We start from the raw sequence: 22424 nt of genomic DNA on the forward strand, positions 1-22424 counted from the left end.
GGTAGTGCCCTGACTGCTCTTCAGGTATAGGTAAAAGTTACATCTATGCCTGGTAATATGAAAGTATAGCTATTGGAAAAATGATATACTGCTAATCTAAAGGTTAGGCAGGAAATTTACACAGCGCCGAACGGGAAAACGCGCCCTCGCGGGAGTGGAGCGCAAGTAGCAAGCTATGAAAAAGGCTGTTCATGAGTCGCTGGATAAGCTACCACTACGGCAGCTTAGACAAAACGAGACCACATAATTACCGGGCTAACAACTGCAAACTTACCTCAGTAATGGGCTAAGAGGAAACCATGACCTGCTTTACTTAAACATACCTCCCAACTTACCCCCTAATCCTTTGGTAACAGAGTCTTTGATACCACCGCCTATCAAGCTGCTCATAATATCAGATTGCCCCATTCCTTCTGAGGTTACTTTGCTGGAGAACCTGTTCATGATAAACGTCATCACAAATGGCCCTACCTGGTTGGCTATCGATGTTGGAATTCCTAATTTGGTAGTAAGGTCTCCGACATAACGTTGGATGGCGCTGTTTACGGCAGTGCTTTCAGTGGCTCCTTTGTTGCCCTTCAGCACATCCATAATGCCGCCAAAATCGCCGCTGCTGGCGCGGTTTTTCATCTCATCCATCAGATTATCCTTTGCAAGATCTACTGATTTATTCGCTTTCTCCGGCTCTAAATTATACTTGCTCTGCAGCTCACCTGTCAGCTGCCCTTTCATATTGTTGATAATATCTGTAAACATAGCTTAATGTGTGTTTGATGACTGTTTCGTTGGTTATTAATTTTAGATGCAACATTCTTATACGCTTCATGCCAATGCACTACTTGCCTGCGTAGCCACACATAGGAAGAAGCACCTGACTTTATATTTAACGATAATTACCTGCAGAAGATATTCAACACAATGAAAGCAGGTGTACATCGTTAGTGACTTTGGCAAAGTAATTGCTTCTAAAAAGCAGTTCAGGACCATTGTGCCTATAATTTCAATACCTTTGCCAACCGACCACTATGAATATGCGATACTTAGCTTTTTTAGCAATCCTTTTAATAGCCGGCGTTGCTTTCGCCCAGCCCAAACTGAAAAAAGTAAACATCAGTAAGGAGCTAAGCATCTTGCTGCCGCGGGATTTTACACCGATGCCAGATGATGGAATCGCCCGCCAGTATCCTGCTACCACCAAGCCGCTCGCCGTTTACACCAGCCCGAATGGCCAGGTAGATTTTAGCGTGACGCAGAAAATATCTCAGTTCAGAGCACAGGACCTGGGCATGATGCGTGAGTTTTACAAAGCTGCTTTGATGGAGAGGCATTCTAAAATCGATTTTATCCGCGATGAAGTGACGCAGATCAATGGCAAAGACCATATCGTTTTTGAGTATGTGTCCTCGGTAGAGGATGATCGTGGCGCAAGCAACCTGGCACCAGTGCAGAAATACAGCATTGTGCAGTACACTATTTCAGGAAACCAGATGATGATCTTCACGTTCCATGTGCCCTTCATGCTAAAGAACGACTGGCAACAACCTGCCCGTGAGATAATGGGCTCCATTAACATCAAATAACAAGTCACTTCACCCTTATTTTCAAAAGCCTCTCCTTTTACGGTGAGGCTTTTTTTGTATGCCCGCAAAAGATCACAGCGCAGGAACAAAAAATCTTTATATTTATGCTTGGCTCATTAACAGAGAAGGGCTTCTAAAACAACATGCTGCATAAAATGACAAAGCTACCTTTGATTCCCCTCCTGCTTCTTCTGTTGGCTGGCACACCGTCTGTTCTACATGCACAAAGCACTAAGGCATCCACAACAAAGACAAAGGCTGTTGCTGCTGCGGATGAAAGCACAGCGCCTGAATTCCAGGGAGGACGGGAGGCCATGTTACAGTTTCTGGCAAAGAACACGAAGTATCCTACCCGCGCACAATTAACCAAAACAGAAGGACTCGTGATGATGCAGGTGACAATAGATAAAGCAGGTAAGCTAACAGACATAAAGGCGGCATACTCCGATAGCCCTCTCCTTGAAACGGAGCCTTTGAGGGTGCTCAAACAAATGACAACATGGAAGCCTGCAAAAAATAATACCGTGCCTGTTGCTTCCACGTACCTGTTCCCTTTCATGTTCCATATGCCTGGAAAAGAAGGAAGCAACAAAGACACACTAATGTCAAAATGCATCAATTTCACCCAGAGCATTCCGACAAGTACTCCTGATCAGCCTCTTTTTATAGCTGAAGAAGTTACCGTTACCGGTTACGGTGTAGTGAAGTAAATTGCGGTGAGCGTATAAGAGCAAAAGTTCACCACGGCTCCTCCTTTTTGATTCGTACTCCCTATGCCTTAAATTTACAGCAAAGGGGGCAGCTACTTCTTTCTGTATGCGCCACTGTGAAAGCAAAGGCACAGGTATACGCCCTCCTTACATAAAGCAGCCGGCTACAGACCCGGCTCCACCTAAACCATAACCAATGGCAACAGACTTTTTATCCATCTACAGCGACGAGAATTTCATGCAGCAGGCGTATGTGCAGGCACAACAGGCCTTTGCCGAAGGCGAAGTTCCGATTGGCGCTGTGATTGTCTCCAATAACCGCGTTATCGCCAAAGCCTATAACCAGACCGAGAAGCTGAACGATGTAACCGCACATGCCGAGATGCTGGCTTTTACGGCTGCCTCTGAATACCTGGGCAACAAGTACCTCCACGACTGCACCTTGTATGTAACGGTAGAGCCCTGCATCATGTGTGCCGGCGCCAGCTACTGGGCACAGCTGAAGCGGGTGGTGTTCGGGGCCCCCGAGCCTAAGCGTGGTTACAGGCGGGTGGGCAACCTGCTGCACCCCAAAACAGAGATGGTCAGCGGGATTATGGCACAGGAGTGTGCCGGGCTGATGGCCTCCTTCTTTGCGGCTAAAAGAAATTAACTAACTTTGAAACCAAGCCGTACACCTATAACAGTTGTACGAACAATTATTTTTCAACCAAAACCTATATAAAACTATGGCTTTCGAACTTCCGAACCTACCTTACGATTACAACGCACTGGAGCCGCACATCGATGCGCGCACCATGGAAATCCATCATACCAAGCACCACCAGGCTTATACAAGCAAGCTAAACGAAGCCATACAGGGCTCTGACATGGAAGGAAAATCCATCGAGGAAATCATGCGCAACGTGAAAGCAGACAACGGCGCGGTGCGTAACAATGGCGGTGGTTACTACAACCACAACCTCTTCTGGACAATACTGTCTCCGAACGGCGGCGGACAGCCATCCGGCGAGCTGGCTGATGCCATTAACTCTGCTTTTGGTTCTTTTGACCAGTTTAAAGAGAAATTCAACAATGCTGCTGCTACCCGTTTTGGTTCAGGCTGGGCCTGGCTTTGCGTGAAAGGCGGCAAGCTGGAAGTATGCTCTACTCCTAACCAGGACAACCCGCTGATGTCATTCGCAGATTGCGACGGGCAGCCAATCCTTGGCCTGGACGTATGGGAGCACGCTTACTACCTGAACTACCAGAACCGTCGTCCGGACTATATTAGTGCTTTCTGGAACGTAGTGAACTGGGACGAGGTAACGCGTCGCTACAACGAAGCGAAGTAATCTTCTTTCAGACGTTTAACGTCTAAATAACTATCAACAAAAAGCCCTGCCGGAAACGGTGGGGCTTTTTGTTTGTACAGGCAATCCAGGAGCGCTATACTTCCTAATCCAAAGGAAAATCACTAATATAGAAGTTCAGAATTATGATTACCCTATGGAATTAGCGTTGCTGCTGTTGCTTATTGTACTGGTGTTATGGCTGTCGAACCTGCTTTCTGAAAAGCTAAAGCAGAGCTCAATTGATATCCGCCAACTCAGCGACGAGGTGCAGCGACTGCGGGAGCAGCTGGAAAAACAAGCCCGGACCAGTACGCCTGTTGGCCCACCTGCTGCTACAGTGGCGCCTGCACCACCGCAGCAGCAGGAGACAAAAGTCCCCCTTGCGCCACCAGTTCCCGGACCAGAGCCGAAACCTCCTGTTGCCCCTGCTCCTACGCCATTGCGGGAACCTGCGCCACAGCGTATACCAGTGCCTGCCCCAGAACCGCAGTATATAGCGGCTTTTACTCCTACAGCGGAACCAGTAGAGTCAAAAGGCATTTTTTCTTCTTTCAGAGATAACCTGGATTGGGAGAAATTCATTGGCGAAAACCTTATCAACAAGCTTGGTATAGCCATACTGGTACTGGGCATCGGCTTCTTCGTGAAGTATGCCATTGACCAGGAATGGATAAACGAAGTAGGCCGAGTGGCAATTGGTATTCTGGCAGGAGGCGCTTTGCTGGGAGTAGCACACCGCCTGCGAAAGGACTACCAGGCCTTCAGTTCTGTGTTGGTGGGCGGTGGCATGGCCGTTTTATACTTCACAGTTGCTATTGCCTTTCACGAGTACCAGTTGTTCAGCCAAACCGTCACTTTTCTGCTAATGGTGGGCATTACGGGCTTCACTATTTTCATGTCTATTGCCTATAACCGCATCGAACTGGCAGTACTGGCTTTGGTGGGCGGCTTTGCCAGTCCGTTCATGGTCAGCACAGGCGAGGGCAATTATGTGGTGCTGTTCATTTTTATACTCATTCTGAACCTGGGCATTCTGGTGCTGGCTTACTTTAAAAAGTGGAACCTGCTCCATATCATTGCTTATGTTTTCACCATTATCCTTTACGGCGGCTGGCTCTCTACCCGCGTAATTGGGGAACCGGACCCGCCTTATATTGGAGCCCTGGTATTTGCTACGCTGTTCTACCTGGTCTTCTTTGGCATGAACATTATCAACAACATCAAAGAAAGCCGCCGCTTTACAGCTCCTGAAATCATGATGCTGCTGAGCAACACCTTCCTCTACTACTCTGCAGGCATGTATGCGTTGGCGAATGTGGCAGGAGGCGCTTATCAAGGCTTGTTTACTGCCGCTATAGCCGTGTTTAATTTTGTGTTTGCCTACCTGCTATACCAGCGGCAGAGCACCGACCGCAACCTGGTATACCTGCTCATCGGCGTGGTGCTTACGTTCCTCAGCTTAACAGCTCCTGTGCAGCTGGAGGGCAATTTCATCACCTTGTTTTGGGCGCTGGAGGCTGTCCTGCTTCTGTGGCTCTCACAGAAATCAGGTATAAAGCTGATTAGAACAGCTTCTGTGGTAGTATTGGCACTGATGCTCTTCAGCCTGATAATAGACTGGAGCATCTACAGCATACCACTGCAAGCACCGCTTAATATTGTCTTCAATAAAGTGTTTATAACCGGCATTGTAGCGGTGATGGCCATGGCGGCTACCTTTTGGTTGCTGCGCCGTGAGGACGACGAAGAGGCTCCGGTGCTCTTTTCCTTTCTACCGGTACGCCTGTACCGGACACTGGTGGCCGTCGTGTTTGCCCTGACCTTCTACGTGGTGCTGCTACTGGAGCTTCATTACCAGCTAGACCGTTTCGGCTTGAGCTTTGGCACCCAGTCCTTTATCTTCGGGCTGTATAATTACCTCTACCTGCTTGGGCTGTTGCTGGGAAGCAAGCGGATGCACAACGCCAGGTTCAGACTGGCTGCAGGAATCCTGGCCACTATTGGTATCATAACATACCTGGCGGTGCTCCACCCGATCACCATCGAAACCCGTAACCTGTACCTTCTGGGGCAGGGCGAAACCTTTGGCAGCTTTCTACTGCACTACCTCCCGCTGGTGCTTGTTCTGGCGATGCTGGCGGTACTGGTGCGGCAAGAGACAGGCTTCCGAAACAAAGCGGGTAAAGCAGCCCTTTGGGCACTGAGCTTTGTCGCTGTTTTTATAGCCAGTGCGGAGCTGGAACATATTGCCCTCCTCTCGCTGCATGAACCAAATGCCAGCATTGCACCACTGCTCGTGCAGATCCGTAAAATCGGGTTTCCTATTCTCTGGGGCATTAGTTCTTTTGTGCTGATGATGATCGGAATGCAGCACAAGCTGAAGACACTGCGCATTATTTCCCTGTCGCTGTTCTTCCTGACGCTGGCCAAACTTTTTCTGTTCGATATCAGGGGCATATCGGAGGGCGGTAAGATTGCTGCTTTCATTTGCCTGGGCATGCTGCTGCTGGTGGTTTCTTTTATGTACCAGAAGCTGAAGGTGCTAATTTTGGAAGATGACACGAATGCAACCCCACAAGAACCTTCTACCGATGGGTATCAGGCATAGGCTTCTGTTTAGCATCCTGCTTCTGCTGAGTGGAAGCACACTTACAAGAGCACAGGAATACAACTGGAAGGCTCCTGTTGCGCCAGCACCTGAAAAGGGCTATTACCGCATACTGCTTTCTCCGGAGGTAAGAGGCAATTTACAGGCTGATCTCTCGGATGTCAGGCTGATGAATGAGCAGCAACAGGAAGTGCCTTACCTCCTGCGCAGCGAGCAGCCTGTGCAGTACAAGAAGCTTTTCAAGCCTTATACTATCCTGCATTATAACCGCAAAAAAGACTGCTGTTCTGAACTGCTCATCGAGAACACAAATAAGCGGAAAATCGACAATATCAGCCTGCTCATTAAAAACGCAGATGTGCGGAAACAGGTGCACCTCAGCGGCAGCGATGACCGCGAGAACTGGTTTGTACTAAAGGCGCAGGATGTGCTGCACACACTCAACAGCACAGAAAGCACCGCCAGGCTTAGGTTGCTGGAGTTCCCGCTCAACGATTACCGCTACCTGCGCCTGCAGCTCAACGACTCCAGCAGTGCCCTCTCAACATCCTGCAGGCCGGCTACTACGACACTCAGGCAGAGACCGGTCAGTACACCGCCATTCTTGTGCAACAAATCACCCGCACCGACAGCGCCAGATACACCTATATCAGGCTGCAATTTGCCGGGCCTGCTTACCCTGAGCAACTGGAAATGAACATCACCTCTCCAGCGCTATACCTGCGCGAGGGCTACGTGATTGCCGGCAAAGCAACCGCTAGCAGGAAAAGGAAGCGCCGCAGGAGGCAAAGCGAAACAGAGCCTGTGCGCGTGCCCTTTACGCTCAGCGCAAACGAGCCTACCCGCATTGCACTACCACGCCGCCGGGTGCAGGAACTCACCATTGTCATTGACAATGCCGATAACCAGCCACTGCAAATAGCAGACATTACGCCGCTACAGTTCAACCGCTACCTGGTGGCGAACCTGGAGGCGAACGAAACTTATACCCTTTATTTTGGTGATGAAGACGCTGCAGCGCCCGTATATGACCTGAAATTCTTCAGCGACAGTATTCCGCCTGACTTGCCTGTGCTTATGACCACAAACATACATGCAGCAACGGGGCGCAAACAGGAGACTGGCTGGAATGCCTCTAAACTCCTGCTCTGGGCAGCTATAGGTGTAGTAGTGGCAGGTTTAGGTTACATGACGGTGCGCTTATTAAGAGAGATGGACCGGGAGAAAGGGCAATGAAAGGGGCAAAAAAATCCCCTGCCACTTAATTAAATGGCAGGGGATGATGATGACAGACTTCTTAGACTTACTGCTGTGCTACCTGCTGCTGCCTTGCTTTGTAAGACGCAACACCGGCATCCAGGAAGTTCACGAAGTTCTCTACATTCAGGTCGTAGGAAATAGGCTTTACCAGCACATTCTCGTTCTCATCCATCAGCACGTAGTAAGGCTGCGCGTTTACGTTGAATTTAGATATCTGGTAATCAGCGTACTGTTTCCCGATGGTCTTTTTCACTTTGTTATCATAGCTGCTGGTGTACCAATCCGCCTCGGGCAGCTCTGTTTTGTCATCCACATAGAGCGCCAAAATCACATAATCCTCACGCAGGCGTTGCAGCACCGCCGGGTCTGACCACACATTGGCTTCCATCTCACGGCAGTTCACACAGCCGTGGCCTGTAAAGTCGATGAAGATGGGCTTGTTCTGCTCGGCAGCGCAACGCTTTGCCTGCTCCAGGTCAAAATAGCCTTTCAGGCCATGTGGCAGGTGCAGGAAATCGGCATATTTCGGAGGCTCACACAGCTGGTTTGCATCCGAGGCTGCACTTGCTCCTCCCCCTCCTTGTTGCGCGATGAGGTTTAGATTGAAGTCCTGGGTGGTTTGTGGCGGCAGGTAACCGGCCAGGGCCTTAAGTGGCGCACCGAACATGCCCGGCACCAGGTATATCACAAAAGCAAAAGTGACGATGGCGAGGAACAGGCGCGGCACACTGATGTACTTCAGTTCAGAGTCGTGTGAGAATTTGAGTTTACCCAGCAGGTAAAAGCCCATCAGCGTGAAAATGATTATCCAGAGGGCCAGGTACACTTCCCTGTCCAGGATTCCCCAGTGGTATACCTGGTCGGCTACACTCAGGAATTTAAGCGCCAGCGCCAGCTCTATGAAACCAAGCACCACTTTTACAGAATTCAGCCAGCCGCCAGACTTTGGCAGGCCGCTCAGCCACGACGGGAAAACCGCAAACAAGGTAAAAGGCAGCGCAAAAGCCAGCGAGAAGCCAAACATACCGACAACCGGGCGTATAGTTTCGCCGCCTGCCGAGGCTACCAGGATACTACCAACAATAGGGCCTGTGCAGGAAAAGGACACCAGGGCCAATGTAAAAGCCATAAAGAACACGCCAACCCAGCCGCCTCTATCGGCCTGGGCATCTACTTTGGTAAGCCAGGAACTCGGCAGCGTTATCTCGAACATGCCAAAGAAAGACATGGCAAACAGCAGGAACACCGCGAAGAACAGCAGGTTAGGGAACCAGTGTGTACTGAGAAAATTAGCGCCATCGGCTCCAAAGAGTTTGGCCACCACCGTACCGATGATAGTATAAATAGCGATAATCGACACGCCATACACTAAAGCTTTCAGAATAGCCTGCCCTCTGCTGCCACTGCTTCCTGTAAAGAAGCTTACGGTCATGGGCACCATCGGGAACACACAGGGCGTTAGCAGCGCAACCAGCCCGGAGCCAAAGGCAATCAGCATAAAAGCCCACAGGCTATCGGTGCCAACTTCAGGCGCAGGCTCAGAGATAGCAGCAGGAACTTCACTGGCTGTTGCCTCACCATGAGCTGCATCAAGCTCCGGAATTACGGCCAGTGCCTCCGTACTGCTTTGGGAAGCAGCAGTATCTTCGGTGGCAGCTGCCTGCGTATTGGCAGGCTCTTGCGCAGGTGGTGCAGGCCTTTGCTCCGGTGCATCCTGCTCTACTTTAACAGGCACTTTATTCGCTGGCTGGGCAGCAGGACTTGCAGCGGCCGTTACGGCTATTTGTTTGTTTGTAAAGGTGAATGTGTCGTCAAACGGTATACAGCGCCCGTCCACATCTGTGCATACCTGGTACTCATATTCGCCTTTTACCTGCAGGTCGGGCTGCAGCACGCGTATTTTCTGGCGGAACTGTGCCGTGCCGGTAAAGTAGGTGTACTCTCCCTCCCAGATGTCGTCGTACTTCTTTTTCGGGTTGACGGGTTTAATTTCCCCCACCAGCTCATAAGACGGATGTTTCTGAAAATCAAACTCCGTTACCATCGGCCCCAGGTCGGGGTCAAAGTCAGAAGAGTAGAGGTACCAATCTTTGTCAATTTTAACGTTAAAGATTAATTCCACCTCCTCACCTACAGCCACCTGTTCTTTAGAGACGTCATAGCTCCAGGTAGCAGGCTTGAGTACCTGCGCCTGTGCCATCACGGCCACCATCATAAGGAGCCAGGTAGCCAGCAGCTGCTTTACAAACTTATTTCTATTCATCGTTTGGGTTGGTTCGCAAATATTCAGGTAAAGGGTACTTCGAAAATATCAGCATTTTACTCCTGCAAAAATAGGCATTTTTGTACTGATCCGGTGCCCGATGCCTTGGGTGTCGGATAAACAACAACTAAACAGCCCTTAACGTTACCTGCTTCGGCATATAAAACTGCCGCAGTGGGTGCAGGCGCCTTTTTATAAGTCAGGAGTCTGCTCTCTCTTTTTTCTTTCGAAAAAAAATCATCTCACATTCAGTACAACTCTGTATTAGCCTGCTTCAGCTCAAACACCCCCTACTACGTTTAAACACATATTTTACAGTATTTTCTCCATAACATGCCACCACATCAATACAATTAAAAATAAATATTTAACAATTTATATATTAAAAAATAAACATAGTCAAATACATTCCGTATAGGGTACCATAACAAAGACATTCACATGTTATAAAGACAGCTTAACCACTAAATTAAGCTTACTCACTAACTAAAGGAGCTTTCTCTGTAACCCTGTGAATTATATATCAAATTATCTTGTAATATTTACATCAGGCAATATAAAATAGAACACATCAGATATGGAAGAAACTTTACAAAGCTATGTTGATTTCACTTTGCGAACCGAGTGTGGCAAGACGTTCGAGAATGTTTTCAAGGCTATTAAGTTGGTGCGCGATGAGAAGCACAACTTCCATATAGTTTACAAAACTTTTTCTGATGAGTATATTTACTCCTTTTGTAATCCGTTTCAGGATGAAGCTGCCACACATACTTATACAATCATATCTGAGTCAGAGGCCCGGAATATTTTTCTACCCCGCCTGTCTCAGGAAAACGCCAGCGAGTTATTCAGCACCGCCAAGGCGACCCCTGCGCAGTTGCGCTCCTGACCATTTTCAAATGTCTGAGAACAAAAAGGTGCTTCGCGGCACCTTTTTGTTTTTGTGGCTATCTATAAGATGTATATATAAAAAGCCCCTATACTGCCTGCACAGGCTGATATGAGTAGGTTTTGGCAATAGCAGTACCTCCCTTGGTAGTAAAAGCACGTATTTTGATTAATTTTACAGCTTTGCTGCTACACAACGGCAAGAACTCTCTATGGCTTTTGATATACTGTTAACAATATTCCTGGTTCTTCTAAACGGTTTTTTTGTTGCGGCTGAATTTGCACTCGTGAAGGTGCGCTCCTCACAAATTGAGCTACGGGCGCTGGCAGGCCACAGCATGGCGAAACTAACCCAGAACATGCTCACGCACCTCGATGCCTACCTCTCGGCCACGCAGTTGGGGATTACACTTGCCTCGCTAGGCTTGGGTTGGATAGGCGAAAGCGTGGTGTCACAGATCGTAATTAACGTAATGGAGTTTTTTGGCTTTAGGGGTAGTGAAGTACTGGCCCACCAGATTGCGCTGCCCATTTCCTTTGCCATTATCACCGTGCTGCACATTGTGTTCGGTGAGCTTGCCCCTAAATCGCTGGCTATACAACGATCTGAGTCTACTGCGCTGGCAGTGGCTTTTCCGCTTCGCTTCTTTTACGTTTTGTTCAGCCCGTTTATCTGGATGTTGAACGGATTGGCCAATCTTGTGCTGCGCGGCATGGGCATACAGCCTACGCATGGCGCGGAGGTGCACTCAGCAGAGGAGCTCCGCCTGCTGTTTGAGCAGAGCGTGGAGAGCGGAGCCATTCTGGATGCGCACCACGAGCTGATTGAGAACGTTTTCGAGTTTAACGAGCGCATGGTAAAGCAGATACTGGTGCCGCGCACCAAAGTGGTGGCTGTTGATGTGACTATTTCGGAGCAGGAACTGATGGAGCTCATCTTTAACGAAGGCTATTCACGCCTGCCCGTATACAGCGGCAACATCGACAATATTGTGGGCATACTATATGTAAAGGACATTCTGAGCATTGTGCGCCGTGGCGAAGCCATTCATGTGGAGGAGCTGATGCGCCCCGCTTACTTTGTGCCGGAAACCAAGAAGATAAACCTGCTGCTGAAGCAGTTTCAGCGCCGCCACATGCACATGGCCGTTGCCACAGATGAGTTTGGCGGCGTATCGGGTATTGTGACGATAGAAGACATTATAGAGGAGCTGGTAGGAGAGATACAGGACGAGTACGACGAGGAGGTGCCTATTGTACAGAAGGTCGGTGACTTCGATTATAAAGTAAGCGGTTCTGCCACTATCTCCGATGCCAATGATTACCTGCCATACCCGCTACCCGAAGGCGAAGACTATGAAACAGTTGGTGGCCTGCTGAACGTGATCTACGGGCAGATACCGGAAAACCTGAACGAGATCACCAGCTTCAACGAGTATGAGGTGCGGGTACTGGAAAAATCGGAAAGGCGTGTGGAGTGGGTACTCTTTAAAGTGCGCGAAGAAATGCTGAAGGGAGAGGAAGAAAAGTAGAAGTATGAAACGACACCAGAGCCTGCAACCTATCTCGCGCCAGCACCACGGAGGCCTGCTAACAGCCAGGCTCCTGCAACATGGCGCCCCACCTTACAAAGGAATGCCCACCACACACGCTGCCAAAAGGGAGTATGTGCTGCAGTTTTATAAAGAGCACCTGCAGCCTCATTTTGCCTTAGAAGAGGCTACTGTTTTTGCGCTTGCGGGTGCTTTCTCTGCTAATCTAAAGCAACAGGCCGAACAGCTGCAGGCAGAGCACCGGCAACTGGAAGAGCTGATTAAAGCTTTGCCGCAAACTACCGACACAGCACTGCCGGATAAGCTACACGAGGTGGGGCAGCTTTTAGAGCGGCACATCCGGCAGGAAGAACGCGTGTTTTTTGAGCAGTTGCAGCAAGAGTTGCCTGCAGATAAACTTCGCCTACTGGAGGAGCAGGTGCTACAGCACTCGGCTTAAACCAGGTCACGTCCTGTGAACCAGCCGCTGTACATCACATAATTGTTGGCTACCTTGTCCAGGCCTTCAATCTGCTCCGGGCTCAGCTGCTTTACTTTTTTAGCCGGAATGCCCGCATATATCCACCCTGATTCGCACACGGTGTTTTCGAGCACAATAGCCCCTGCCGCCACAATACAGTTCTGCTGCACCACCGCATTATCCATCACAATAGACCCCATTCCTATCAGCACATTGTCTTCCACGGTGCAGCCATGCACAATCGCATTGTGGCCAATAGACACGTTACTGCCTATCGTTGTGGCAGCCTTTTGGTAGGTGCAGTGGATAACGGCCCCATCCTGTATATTAGATTTGTCTCCGATGCGGATGCTGTTCACATCGCCCCGAATCACAGCATTAAACCAGACGGAGCACTCATGGCCCAGGATTACATCGCCTACCAGAGTGGCATTTTCGGCTATAAAACAACCATTGCCCATTTGTGGCTTCACACCTTTAACCGGAAGTATAACTGGCATAATCTTGATTTGAATAACTGAATTTTGAATGACTGACTATGGATTTGGCCTTAGAACCAGATAAGAAAGTTTGCTCCCTACTCGCAATTTGATAAATGATACCTGTTAATTGTTAAATGGAAGCAGTCTTTTCCAGGTGCCTTTCATGTAGTTGTACTTGAGGGTGCTGGGCAGGGCTTTCCAGAAGTACTTGTTTACCTCTACGGCAAAGCTGGGCTGCATATAGCAGTTAATGGTGCAGCCCTCGCACTCCGGCAGCCTTCCCTCCTGCCGCTTCAGTTCCTCCACTTCCCTGGACTTATACAGTTCGTACAGTTTCCCGTTGATAGGGTAACTTTTAGAGCCGAGGTGATAACAGGGCAGCACCAGTTCGTTTTCCGGAGAAATAACCAGCGTGGTACTGGCAGCCTTGCAAACCGGATCTGCTACATGATTGCCCCCGTCACGGCGGAGCTGCACGAAACCATCGTTCAGGTACACGCTTTTACGCTTGCCAAAGGCAGCCAGGTAATTTAGCTCTTCTGCTGTGAGTTGCTCCCCGGTGTCCACGGCATTATACTCAAAAGCCGGGTTAATAACGAGCAGCAGCTTGTTTGGGAGTACTATCTTCTGATACACCTCCTCCAACTGGTGTAGGTTGCTTCTGAACACGGTAAAGAGTATGTCGGGGCGCTCGCCCAGTTGTTTTGCTATGGCAATAGACTCCATCACGAAATCATAACAGGCTACGCCGCGGCCTTTATCATGCACCTCTTTTTCTGATGAATCGAGGGAGAAGTGTAGCATGTCTACTTTGCCTTTTAACCGTTTGGCCAGCTTCGGATACAGCATACCGTTGGTGGTGAGGGTGGTGATAAAGCCCATGTCGTGCGCCATTCCCAGCATCTCGTCTATCTGGCGGTGCAGCAGCGGCTCTCCCCCGGTAAAGTCTATCACCTGCACCCCCAGCCGCTTCAGGTCCTGCAGGTTTTGGTGCACGTCCTCCAGCGTAATGTATGGGGACGGTTTTTCCCAAATGTCGCAGAACGAGCACTTTGCGTTACAGCGGTAGGTAACGTAGTAGTTGCAAAGCACGGGTTTAGAGGTCAGACGCATAAAACAAAGATAAGAGGCAGCAGGCACAATCAGCCAGTTTACCCTTCTTTTCTACTGCTATCAAGGCATTAGGGGTTTACACTGTTGCTTTTATAGCACTTCTTGAGGTATGCTGACATTTTAGTATATACTTGGATTTTATAGCGGTAGTATGCGCTTAATCTTATTAATCTATTTATATTTAAGAAGTATAATATAAGGCTGTTGATGCAGGACAACTTAGCTCTAAGAACTAACCTCAGCTTCTCCATATATAGTGCAGATAGCACTGTTCCTGCTTTACATTGTTAGTTGCCAAAAAGCTAAATGATAGAATGAAATTTAGAAAAGCAGTTCGAAGTGATGTTCCATTTATTGTTCAGATGCTGGCAAACGAAGGAATGAAGATACACTTTGAAAGAAAGTAAAAAGCCGTTTGTCAATCATGCTTTTACCGTAGCTACACCACCGCAAAGCCCGGTGCATTATGGAACATTTTAAAATTAAAATATGAGGCAATTATCAACTTTGGTGGCAATCTTTCTTATAGCTGGCTTAGTAGCTTGCGAGCAGACAAAAGTCACTTCAACTGAGGGAGAAAGCCAAGTGGGGTTGACTGCTACTGCCAATGCTCAAACAGATATTTACTCCTATCTTAAGGATTCCTTAGCTACTGATTGGGTTAGAGAAAATCCTGAATTAACGGAAACAGAAGTCTCATACTTTAATAAAGAAAGAGCTGAAAAATATTTTGTCGCTCCAATTCAGATAAGCGGGTACAGTACCCCTTTTGCCTGGGATAGTAATTTATCAATTTTAAGGTTTCTGATATCAAAGGATGACAGTATTGAAGTACTAAGAGGTACTGCAGCAGACCCAAACTATGAAGGAATAAAAATAACCTGGAAGCAAGGTTTATCCGGTTTAATATGGTTTGATAACACGGCTTATGAAGCACCTGTAAAACACTGGTGGATAATCAAAAAATCAGAATGCCCGGGCAACATCACATTTCCAACTCTCTCCTTTGAAAAACAGTTTGAGGTGCCTAATGCTATAAGTAATAACCTTGAAGGCCTAGCAATAATACCGTTCAATAGCGAATTCAAGAAAATTAAAGTTTCCAATGTATCAATGAAGATCAAGAACGGAATATTGTTAAACGGCAAAGCTTATGATATAAATAGCGATGGAATTATTGATGTATTCCTCTATGATGAAGAGATAGATGAGACGACTACCTACAGTAGACTTTATCTCAACGTTGATGGTAAGTGGGAGAGCAAACATGTAAAACTGGATGAAGTGTGTGTTTAAGAAAAAATCCTATAACCCAGTACATAAGCTGCGTTTCGCACATCGGCTGTACTAAACACTAACTTACACTACCCACATGACCAAACACCAGTAAAACTTGATCTAATTCAAAAAACTATATCATGGTAACCATGGAAAATCAGGCAGCAGCACCTGTCTCAAAACGGAAACATATCCGGACGTTTTTCTCCCTGACCTTTATCTTTTCATGGCTGGTATGGGGAGCGATTATCCTTTTTAAACCTGCTGAAGACCTGATACTGCCTTTGATTTTCCTTGGTGCTTTTGGGCCTACCTTTGTGGCGATATACCTGGTGCAGCGCTATGGCAGCTCTGCAGAAAAGCTTGATTTTTGGAAGCGCGTCGGCAGCTTTACACGCATCAACTGGAAGTGGTATCTGTTTATCCTGCTTATTTTCCCGGCTATCCTCTTCATTGGTTATCCTGTCTATTCTCTGTTAGGAGGAGAGGTTCCTTCAGCAGACGCTTTTACAGGTGGCATTGAAACACCAACAGATTTTATTTTTCTTCTGAGCATCATGCTTCTGGGAGGGCCTCTTGCGGAAGAACTCGGATGGCGCGGCTATGCCTTAGATCCGCTACAGCAAAAGTGGGGACCGATAAAAGCCAGTATTGTATTGGGAATTATATGGGTCGCTTGGCATTTGCCGCTCTTTTTCATAGAAGGCACATCGCAACATGCGAAAGGCTTCGGCGTTGCGTTCTGGTCCTGGTCTTTCCAGATAGTTGCGATTTCCATCATCTTTACCTGGGTGTATAACAACACCAGGAGAAGCATTTTAGCAGCAGTGCTGCTCCACTTAATGGCCAACATGGCTTATCCTACCAACCTCGATCCGCTTGGTGAGGCTATTTTTACAGCAGTTCGCCTTCTCATAGTTCTGGCTATCATTATCCCATGGATTCAGAAGCCGAAACCGGAGGAGAAGCGAAGCACAGTAGCTATAGATGCTACACTGCCAGGCTTGCCTCTGCCTGATGCTGCACTAAAGAACGGTTAAGGCAGCGCCTGCAGGTTATACCAGGTACAAATAAAATTCTAAATTATTTACTTTTCCCGAACAGCTCCAAGGCGGCAGCGCTCATCGCTTTTACACCTGTTTTGATGGTTGGCTCCGGTAATGGTGCAAACAAAGGGGAGTGCAGCGAAGGCAAGGCTTCTCCCTTTTGCTCTGCCTCCCGCACTTTGGCCGGATCCACGGCACCAAGCCAGAACATACAGATAGGCACCTCCTTTTCCTGCCTGCCAAACCGGCTGAAGTCCTCTCCTACCATATTAGGCGGCATCTCTACCAGGTTCTCCTCTCCAAAATTCTTACGTAGCACGCTTACGAGCCTGTTAGTTAATGCAGGATCGTTGATAGTAGCCGGTGTCTGTGGGTCGCGGATGCTGATAACGGGCATTTTATTTTCTGGCAAGCCGGCGGACTCGGCTAAGTTCTTACTGATTCGGCGGATGGAGGAGATAATCTGCTCCCGCACCTCGTCAGAGTAAGAACGCAGCGTGAGTTGCAGCTTCACCTCGTCCGGAATAATGTTGTGCACTGTGCCGCCATGTATAGAACCTACCGTGACTACTGCAGGTTCTATCGGGTTTATTGTTCGGCTGACAACAGTCTGGAACGCCAGCACCATTTGGGAACTGAGCACCACCGGATCTATAGTGGTGTGCGGCGCGGCGCCATGGCCACCCTGCCCGAACACGGTGATGTCCATCATGTCCACACTGGCCATAAAAGCCCCTTCACGGTAACCGATTTTGCCGGCAGGCAGCGACGCATTGTCATGCATGGCAATGGCATAATCAGGGGTAGGAATTTTATCGTATAAGCCAGCCTTAAACATCAGGTCTGCGCCAAATCCGTTCTCCTCCGCCGACTGCGCCACCATGACCAATGTGCCTTTCCATTGGTTTTTTGTGTGTACCAGTGCCCGTGCCGTTCCGGTAAACACAGTCATGTGGATATCGTGCCCGCAGGCATGCATCACGTTTACCTCATTTCCTGCTGCGTTCACACCCCTGGCTGTGCTGGCGTAAGGGAGGCCGGTTTTCTCTTCCAGTGGCAGAGCATCCATATCCGTCCGTATGAGGACAGTTGGTCCTTTGCCGTTCTTTAGTACCCCTACTACCCCATGGGCACCCATCTTCTCCATCACCTCAAAGCCAAGACTCTTCAGTTCGCTGGCCATCACCTGGGCTGTTTTCTCCTCCTGCAGCGATAGCTCCGGGTTCTGGTGGAGTTGCTTATAGAGCTTGTCAAGCGCCGGATAATTTTTGTCTGTATAGGCGCTGACTTCTTTTAGTACAGGAGATTGTGCATAGCTAAAGCCAGCGGAAAGGGCCAGGGCAAGGAGTAAGGAAATTTTCTTCACAGGTGATAAAATTTTAATGCAGCGTAATTTACAGCTTTAACCTGAAAATACCCATCTCCCCCATGCAGGCATAAAAGTAAGGGTACAGGTATTGTGGCAATACATCCTGTAGTAGCTGATAGCCTCGAAGCAAAGTTCATAGCAATAGCGAAAGGAGTATATTTCTCACTGTTTTCGTGTCGCTTTTATACTGTTCGTCTATTTATTCCAGCTAATGGCCCATGAAAGCAATCCCTTCGTCTAATTTAACATTCGCAGTGCCGCTTAATTGTTACATTTGATTAGCTTAATTGCTACGGTATACTTGTTTAAGGTGAGATGTAAGTAAGTTTTCTACCGTCTAAGTTCAGAAGCCGCGCCCTCTTGGGTGTGGCTTCTGTCGTTTCATACCATTTTTATTCACCCAACGTTATACCCTGTAAAACAGCACCTGGATTAAACGTTGGAACTATGAAGAAAGTAATTATGCTACTGGCTTTGCTGGCTACCAGTGTGGCAGCAAAGGCGCAGTTACAGGCAGGTGTGAAGGCAGGACTGAGCACCGCAAATGTAGACATACAAAAAGTCCGCAACGACCCGTGGCAATACACCAAAGCAGAAAATGTGACCGGATACCATGCCGGCGCGTTTGCCCGCCTTCAGGTGGCCGGCTTCTTTGTGCAGCCGGAGGCTGTCTTAACCACCACAGGTGGTCAAATTAAAGTATCGGGCACCGACATTATGGGTGTTCGGGTAGAAGACTTCAGGTTTAACCGCCTCGATGTGCCTATTATGGTCGGTTATACCTTCTTTGATGTAGTGCGTGTGCAGGCTGGGCCGGTCTCCTCCACCCTCCTCAGCGCCAGGCAGGAAGGGCAGGACATTAAACAGTACATGCGGCAAGCAGACTGGGGCTTTCAGGCAGGCGTCGGGCTCGATATTGGTAGTATTACGGCCGACGTCAGGTATGAACTGGTAAACCGCCAGCTCACCAACACAGCTCAGCAGACCGGCATGCAGGTGAGCAACCAGCAGTTTATCGTCAGTCTCGGCTATAAGCTCATCAGGTAGGGTAGTTTAAAAGCGAAAGCCACAGATGAGACACCACCTGTGGCTTTCGCTTTTAAGTAAAGAGACAATGTCACCTTGCGTACTCACTCGCGTAGTTTACCCTTCAGGTTTGCAAGGCCAACTATGTTGCCCGGAGAGTCTTGTCGCTTGTCCTGGTACTTTTGTCCAACTATCAAGGCATATACATTTCTGCCCCTGGCCCAACCGGGAGCCCCAGCAGAATCCAGAAAATGAGCAGGATAACCCAGCCGATGAAGAACACCACAGAGTAAGGCAGCATCGTTGAAATGACCGTACCGATACCCGCATTTTTATCATAGCGTTGTATGAACGCAACAATAAGGGCGAAATACGACATCATTGGGGAAATGATATTGGTGACGCTGTCGCCGATGCGGTAAGCCACCTGCGTAAACTCCGGCGTATAGCCCAGCAGCATGAACATTGGGATAAACACCGGCGCCATAATCGCCCATTTGGCCGATGCAGAACCCATTACGAGGTTGATGAGGGCAGCTACAATGATGAACGTGATCATGAGCGGGATATCGCTCAGCCCGAGTGTTTTCAACACATCAGCCCCGTTAATAGCCAGGATCAGCCCCAGGTTAGTCCAGTTAAAGTAGGCGACAAACTGCGCCGCAAAGAACACCAGCACAATGTATGATCCCAGAGTTTCCATCGACTTGGCCATGCCCCGCATCACATCGCTGTCGTTCTTGATGGTTTTCGCGCCCACGCCATACGCGATACCCGCTATACCCGCCAGCAAAAAGATGAAGGCCACAATGCCCGACATAAAGGGCGAGTGCAGGATCTCGTTTGTATCCGGGTCGCGCAGGTAGCCGTTCTCTGGTATAAGGCCCCCCAGGATAAACGCCGTCATCAGCAGAATGGCAATGGTGGCATACAGCAGACCGCGCTTTTCCTGTGCATTCAGCATGTCTATGCTTTGCGGTTTCTCATCTCCCTCATACTCCCCCAGCCGCGGAATTACCACCTTCTCCGTTACCCAGGTACCCAGTGCCGCAATAATGAAGGTAGACACAAACATGAAATAATAGTTCGCCGCCGGGTTCACGGCATAGTTCGGGTCAATGATCCTGGCCGCCTCTGTAGACAAACCAGCCAACAGCGGATCGACGGTGCCCAGCAGGAGGTTCGCACTATAACCACCCGATACCCCGGCAAACGCCGCCGCCAGGCCAGCCAGCGGATGGCGGCCCGCCGCCAGGAAGATAACGGCAGCCAAAGGCACCAGCAGCACATAACCCACCTCTGATGCTGTGTTTGAAAGTACGCCGGAGAAAACAAGGACAAATGTAAGCAGGCGCTTCGGCGACGACAGCACCACCAGGCGCAGCACCGCCCCAATCAAACCTGTCCCCTCCGCAATACCGATACCTAATAAGGACACCAGCACCGTACCCAGCGGTGCGAAGCCGGTGAAGTTGGTCACCATGCGCGTCAGGATCATGTGTAATCCCTCCGTGGAGAGCAGGTTAAAGGGCGTGATGGTCTCTCCGGTACCCGGGTGCACCACGGCCAAGTCAAATAAGCTTGCCACCCATGATAAAATCACCACCAACAGGGCAAAACCAGCAAAAAGTGTGGCGGGATGCGGCAGGGCATTGCCGATACGTTCCACCACCGACAGGAACTTGTCTACTCCTGATTTCTTCTTTTGTCCGTCAGTCATAAGAAAGGTTAGAATTTGCTTCTCAGTAGCGCAGCAGCTTCATTTGCTAACAGACACCTCAAGAGGTTCCGAATTTGGCCAAAAAATGGCACCCCCGCAAATTTTATCTGAAAAGCCCTATATTAGCTTTCGCCTAACACATTTTCCTATGATTCCTGCTTTACAACCCGGAGACAGCATTGCCATTATTGCCACTGCCCGTAAAATCACCTTCCCTGAAATAGAGCTTGCCATCCGCACCTTCGAAAGCTGGGGCCTAAAGGTGGTACTGGGGCAAACAATTGGCGCCAGTTACAACTACTTTGCCGGCGATGATGCTTTGCGCCTCCAGGACCTGCAGCAGATGCTTGACAATGAGAACATCAAAGCCATTGTTTGTGCCCGTGGCGGCTACGGCACCACCCGCATCATCGAGCAGGTGGATTTTACGCAATTCAAAAGGCACCCAAAGTGGCTCGTTGGCTTTAGTGATGTCACAGCACTGCACAGCCACATCCATACCCTCGGTATTGAAAGCGTACATGCCATCATGCCCTTGCTGTTTCCTAAGGAAGGTACCGCTGACGCTATCGAGACGCTGCGTAAGGTTTTATTTGGGGAGGAGCTGACCTATACAATTGCACCGCATGAACTTAACCGCACCGGCACCGGACAGGGGCAACTCATTGGCGGCAACCTCTCCATGCTGGGCACCCTCACCGGCACCCGCTCTGATAGCAGCACCGCAGGCAAAATCCTTTTCCTGGAAGACCTGGACGAGTATCTCTACCACATCGACCGCATGATGGTGCACCTCGACCGCAGCGATAAATTAGCGCAGCTCTCCGGCCTTATCATCGGCGACATGAGTGACATGAAGGATCCTGCCCTTCCGTTCGGCAAAACGGCTTACGAAATTATTCTGGAACACACGGGCAAGTATAACTATCCGGTTTGTTACGGCTTTCCGGTGGGGCATGAGCCGCTGAACTTAGCACTGGTTTGTGGCCGTGACGCGAAACTGGAGGTAAGTGAGCAGGGGGCGGTGTTGAAGTATGTATAGTTGGTTGTAGTTTGCTGTTGCATCTGATATGAGAAGACATTCAGGAATGCAAGAACAACCTCATGGCGCATTTTTAGTGATAATAACAACAAGTCCACTTATCCGTTTTAAATTATACATTGAAATAAAAAATAGATTATGCAGACTATACGATTAAGGGTAAACGAAAAAGTATACAAGCATTTAATGTGGTTCCTCAACAAGTTCAGTAAAGATGAACTGCAAATCATTGAGGAGGACGAAGAGTTTGTGTCCATTCAACAAGATTTACAACAAGAGCTGACAAGGGTCGAAGAAGGTAGTGCCGAGTTCATTGATTTGCCGCAACTTGACAAAGACCTGGAATCTATTATCCGAAAACATGAAGCTTAAAGTCACGAAAGGCTTCAGAGATAAGTTAAATGCTCAGATAGAGTATATTGCCAAAGATAAACCGGCAGCTGCACGAAAATTCAAAAATGACCTGATTTTAAAAATCAAAGAGATTCCTGGAATGCCCTTTAAAAACAGGAAGTCAGTTTTCTTTGACAGAGATGACATAAGAGATCTGGTTTTCAGAGGTTATATCACAGTTTATAAAGTAGACCTGAAATCACAGGAAGTCCAGGTGTTCGGATTTACCAAATATGAACAAGATCCTTTCAAAGAGTAATTGTTAGCACTACCCTTACAAAGCAACACTCCTCCTGTAA

Annotated in this window: 22 protein-coding genes; 16 read left to right on the top strand and 6 right to left on the bottom strand. The window is 48.7% G+C overall.

The window, feature by feature from the left end:
- Positions 1-309: 309 nt before the first annotated feature.
- Positions 310-756, bottom strand: a complete 447-nt coding sequence (locus DXT99_RS20650) for a hypothetical protein (RefSeq protein ID WP_115567493.1) — start codon at positions 754-756, stop codon at positions 310-312.
- Positions 757-1025: 269 nt separating this feature from the next.
- Between DXT99_RS20650 and DXT99_RS20655 the strand changes: the two genes are divergently transcribed.
- The 7 genes from DXT99_RS20655 (at position 1026) to DXT99_RS20685 (ending at position 7468) form a co-directional block, all read left to right on the top strand.
- Positions 1026-1580, top strand: a complete 555-nt coding sequence (locus tag DXT99_RS20655) for a hypothetical protein (protein ID WP_115567494.1) — start codon at positions 1026-1028, stop codon at positions 1578-1580.
- A gap of 155 nt (positions 1581-1735) precedes the next feature.
- Positions 1736-2290, top strand: a complete 555-nt coding sequence (locus tag DXT99_RS20660; protein WP_181885206.1) for an energy transducer TonB — start codon at positions 1736-1738, stop codon at positions 2288-2290.
- A gap of 196 nt (positions 2291-2486) precedes the next feature.
- On the top strand, positions 2487-2942 hold the full coding sequence (locus tag DXT99_RS20665; RefSeq protein ID WP_237144624.1) for a nucleoside deaminase: 456 nt from the start codon (positions 2487-2489) through the stop codon (positions 2940-2942).
- A gap of 76 nt (positions 2943-3018) precedes the next feature.
- Positions 3019-3624: a superoxide dismutase gene (locus DXT99_RS20670; RefSeq protein WP_115567496.1), complete on the top strand. Its 606-nt coding sequence runs from the start codon at positions 3019-3021 to the stop codon at positions 3622-3624.
- 154 nt (positions 3625-3778) lie between these two features.
- Positions 3779-6232 (top strand): DUF2339 domain-containing protein, encoded by a 2454-nt coding sequence (locus tag DXT99_RS20675; RefSeq protein WP_115567497.1) that lies wholly within the window; start codon positions 3779-3781, stop codon positions 6230-6232.
- Positions 6216-6929: a hypothetical protein gene (locus DXT99_RS20680; protein ID WP_115567498.1), complete on the top strand. Its 714-nt coding sequence runs from the start codon at positions 6216-6218 to the stop codon at positions 6927-6929. The genes DXT99_RS20675 and DXT99_RS20680 overlap by 17 nt, the downstream gene beginning before the upstream one ends.
- A complete protein-coding gene (locus tag DXT99_RS20685; RefSeq protein ID WP_115567499.1) occupies positions 6926-7468 on the top strand; it encodes a hypothetical protein in 543 nt (180 codons plus the stop codon). Before DXT99_RS20680 ends, DXT99_RS20685 begins: the two co-directional genes overlap by 4 nt.
- A 67-nt stretch (positions 7469-7535) precedes the next feature.
- On the opposite strand, the gene DXT99_RS20690 is transcribed toward DXT99_RS20685, so the two are convergent.
- On the bottom strand, positions 7536-9755 hold the full coding sequence (locus DXT99_RS20690; RefSeq protein WP_115567500.1) for a protein-disulfide reductase DsbD family protein: 2220 nt from the start codon (positions 9753-9755) through the stop codon (positions 7536-7538).
- Positions 9756-10332: 577 nt separating this feature from the next.
- On the opposite strand from DXT99_RS20690, the gene DXT99_RS20695 reads away from it, so the two are divergent.
- The 3 genes from DXT99_RS20695 to DXT99_RS20705 all read left to right on the top strand — a co-directional run bounded on the left by DXT99_RS20695 (position 10333) and on the right by DXT99_RS20705 (position 12635).
- Positions 10333-10644, top strand: a complete 312-nt coding sequence (locus DXT99_RS20695) for a hypothetical protein (RefSeq protein WP_115567501.1) — start codon at positions 10333-10335, stop codon at positions 10642-10644.
- A 211-nt stretch (positions 10645-10855) separates the two neighbouring features.
- Positions 10856-12175: a hemolysin family protein gene (locus DXT99_RS20700; RefSeq protein ID WP_115567502.1), complete on the top strand. Its 1320-nt coding sequence runs from the start codon at positions 10856-10858 to the stop codon at positions 12173-12175.
- Positions 12176-12179: 4 nt separating this feature from the next.
- Complete coding sequence (locus DXT99_RS20705) at positions 12180-12635, top strand: hemerythrin domain-containing protein (RefSeq protein ID WP_115567503.1); 456 nt, start codon at positions 12180-12182, stop codon at positions 12633-12635.
- Here the strand turns inward: DXT99_RS20705 and DXT99_RS20710 are convergent.
- Both DXT99_RS20710 and DXT99_RS20715 read right to left on the bottom strand, forming a co-directional pair.
- The gene (locus tag DXT99_RS20710) at positions 12632-13156 is read right to left on the bottom strand and encodes a gamma carbonic anhydrase family protein (protein ID WP_115567504.1); all 525 of its coding nucleotides are present in this window, start codon (positions 13154-13156) and stop codon (positions 12632-12634) included. The two genes, DXT99_RS20705 and DXT99_RS20710, sit on opposite strands and share 4 nt — an antisense overlap.
- A 105-nt stretch (positions 13157-13261) precedes the next feature.
- Positions 13262-14251: a radical SAM protein gene (locus DXT99_RS20715; protein ID WP_115567505.1), complete on the bottom strand. Its 990-nt coding sequence runs from the start codon at positions 14249-14251 to the stop codon at positions 13262-13264.
- Between the two features lie 489 nt (positions 14252-14740).
- On the opposite strand from DXT99_RS20715, the gene DXT99_RS20720 reads away from it, so the two are divergent.
- The gene (locus DXT99_RS20720; protein WP_115567506.1) at positions 14741-15547 is read left to right on the top strand and encodes a hypothetical protein; all 807 of its coding nucleotides are present in this window, start codon (positions 14741-14743) and stop codon (positions 15545-15547) included.
- 122 nt (positions 15548-15669) lie between these two features.
- A complete protein-coding gene (locus DXT99_RS20725) occupies positions 15670-16569 on the top strand; it encodes a CPBP family intramembrane glutamic endopeptidase (protein WP_220273425.1) in 900 nt (299 codons plus the stop codon).
- A 43-nt stretch (positions 16570-16612) separates the two neighbouring features.
- On the opposite strand, the gene DXT99_RS20730 is transcribed toward DXT99_RS20725, so the two are convergent.
- Positions 16613-17941, bottom strand: coding sequence for an amidohydrolase (locus DXT99_RS20730; protein WP_115567507.1), 1329 nt, complete (start codon positions 17939-17941; stop codon positions 16613-16615).
- 450 nt (positions 17942-18391) lie between these two features.
- On the opposite strand from DXT99_RS20730, the gene DXT99_RS20735 reads away from it, so the two are divergent.
- The gene (locus DXT99_RS20735; RefSeq protein ID WP_246000887.1) at positions 18392-18991 is read left to right on the top strand and encodes an outer membrane beta-barrel protein; all 600 of its coding nucleotides are present in this window, start codon (positions 18392-18394) and stop codon (positions 18989-18991) included.
- Positions 18992-19163: 172 nt separating this feature from the next.
- Here DXT99_RS20735 and DXT99_RS20740 read toward each other — a convergent pair whose 3' ends face one another.
- Complete coding sequence (locus DXT99_RS20740) at positions 19164-20690, bottom strand: AbgT family transporter (RefSeq protein WP_115567508.1); 1527 nt, start codon at positions 20688-20690, stop codon at positions 19164-19166.
- Positions 20691-20838: 148 nt separating this feature from the next.
- On the opposite strand from DXT99_RS20740, the gene DXT99_RS20745 reads away from it, so the two are divergent.
- The 3 genes from DXT99_RS20745 to DXT99_RS20755 all read left to right on the top strand — a co-directional run bounded on the left by DXT99_RS20745 (position 20839) and on the right by DXT99_RS20755 (position 22384).
- Positions 20839-21732 carry a S66 peptidase family protein gene (locus tag DXT99_RS20745; RefSeq protein WP_115567509.1) on the top strand — a complete coding sequence of 298 codons (894 nt, stop codon included), beginning with the start codon at positions 20839-20841 and terminating at the stop codon, positions 21730-21732.
- A 138-nt stretch (positions 21733-21870) separates the two neighbouring features.
- Positions 21871-22104 carry a tRNA pseudouridine synthase A gene (locus DXT99_RS20750; RefSeq protein ID WP_115567510.1) on the top strand — a complete coding sequence of 78 codons (234 nt, stop codon included), beginning with the start codon at positions 21871-21873 and terminating at the stop codon, positions 22102-22104.
- A complete protein-coding gene (locus tag DXT99_RS20755; protein WP_115567511.1) occupies positions 22094-22384 on the top strand; it encodes a type II toxin-antitoxin system RelE/ParE family toxin in 291 nt (96 codons plus the stop codon). Before DXT99_RS20750 ends, DXT99_RS20755 begins: the two co-directional genes overlap by 11 nt.
- Positions 22385-22424: the final 40 nt, after the last annotated feature.

Source organism: Pontibacter diazotrophicus (genome assembly GCF_003367245.1).
Taxonomy (GTDB): Bacteria; Bacteroidota; Bacteroidia; order Cytophagales; family Hymenobacteraceae; genus Pontibacter; species Pontibacter diazotrophicus.

What these genes read in the sequence shown, in the direction of transcription:
- DXT99_RS20650 (WP_115567493.1), bottom strand. Translation starts at nt 756, where the DNA reads ATGTTTACAGATATTATCAACAATATGAAAGGGCAGCTGACAGGTGAG.
- DXT99_RS20655 (WP_115567494.1), top strand. Translation starts at nt 1,026, where the DNA reads ATGAATATGCGATACTTAGCTTTTTTAGCAATCCTTTTAATAGCCGGC.
- DXT99_RS20660 (WP_181885206.1), top strand. Translation starts at nt 1,736, where the DNA reads ATGACAAAGCTACCTTTGATTCCCCTCCTGCTTCTTCTGTTGGCTGGC.
- DXT99_RS20665 (WP_237144624.1), top strand. Translation starts at nt 2,487, where the DNA reads ATGGCAACAGACTTTTTATCCATCTACAGCGACGAGAATTTCATGCAG.
- DXT99_RS20670 (WP_115567496.1), top strand. Translation starts at nt 3,019, where the DNA reads ATGGCTTTCGAACTTCCGAACCTACCTTACGATTACAACGCACTGGAG.
- DXT99_RS20675 (WP_115567497.1), top strand. Translation starts at nt 3,779, where the DNA reads ATGGAATTAGCGTTGCTGCTGTTGCTTATTGTACTGGTGTTATGGCTG.
- DXT99_RS20680 (WP_115567498.1), top strand. Translation starts at nt 6,216, where the DNA reads ATGGGTATCAGGCATAGGCTTCTGTTTAGCATCCTGCTTCTGCTGAGT.
- DXT99_RS20685 (WP_115567499.1), top strand. Translation starts at nt 6,926, where the DNA reads ATGAACATCACCTCTCCAGCGCTATACCTGCGCGAGGGCTACGTGATT.
- DXT99_RS20690 (WP_115567500.1), bottom strand. Translation starts at nt 9,755, where the DNA reads ATGAATAGAAATAAGTTTGTAAAGCAGCTGCTGGCTACCTGGCTCCTT.
- DXT99_RS20695 (WP_115567501.1), top strand. Translation starts at nt 10,333, where the DNA reads ATGGAAGAAACTTTACAAAGCTATGTTGATTTCACTTTGCGAACCGAG.
- DXT99_RS20700 (WP_115567502.1), top strand. Translation starts at nt 10,856, where the DNA reads ATGGCTTTTGATATACTGTTAACAATATTCCTGGTTCTTCTAAACGGT.
- DXT99_RS20705 (WP_115567503.1), top strand. Translation starts at nt 12,180, where the DNA reads ATGAAACGACACCAGAGCCTGCAACCTATCTCGCGCCAGCACCACGGA.
- DXT99_RS20710 (WP_115567504.1), bottom strand. Translation starts at nt 13,156, where the DNA reads ATGCCAGTTATACTTCCGGTTAAAGGTGTGAAGCCACAAATGGGCAAT.
- DXT99_RS20715 (WP_115567505.1), bottom strand. Translation starts at nt 14,251, where the DNA reads ATGCGTCTGACCTCTAAACCCGTGCTTTGCAACTACTACGTTACCTAC.
- DXT99_RS20720 (WP_115567506.1), top strand. Translation starts at nt 14,741, where the DNA reads ATGAGGCAATTATCAACTTTGGTGGCAATCTTTCTTATAGCTGGCTTA.
- DXT99_RS20725 (WP_220273425.1), top strand. Translation starts at nt 15,670, where the DNA reads ATGGTAACCATGGAAAATCAGGCAGCAGCACCTGTCTCAAAACGGAAA.
- DXT99_RS20735 (WP_246000887.1), top strand. Translation starts at nt 18,392, where the DNA reads ATGAAGAAAGTAATTATGCTACTGGCTTTGCTGGCTACCAGTGTGGCA.
- DXT99_RS20740 (WP_115567508.1), bottom strand. Translation starts at nt 20,690, where the DNA reads ATGACTGACGGACAAAAGAAGAAATCAGGAGTAGACAAGTTCCTGTCG.
- DXT99_RS20745 (WP_115567509.1), top strand. Translation starts at nt 20,839, where the DNA reads ATGATTCCTGCTTTACAACCCGGAGACAGCATTGCCATTATTGCCACT.
- DXT99_RS20750 (WP_115567510.1), top strand. Translation starts at nt 21,871, where the DNA reads ATGCAGACTATACGATTAAGGGTAAACGAAAAAGTATACAAGCATTTA.
- DXT99_RS20755 (WP_115567511.1), top strand. Translation starts at nt 22,094, where the DNA reads ATGAAGCTTAAAGTCACGAAAGGCTTCAGAGATAAGTTAAATGCTCAG.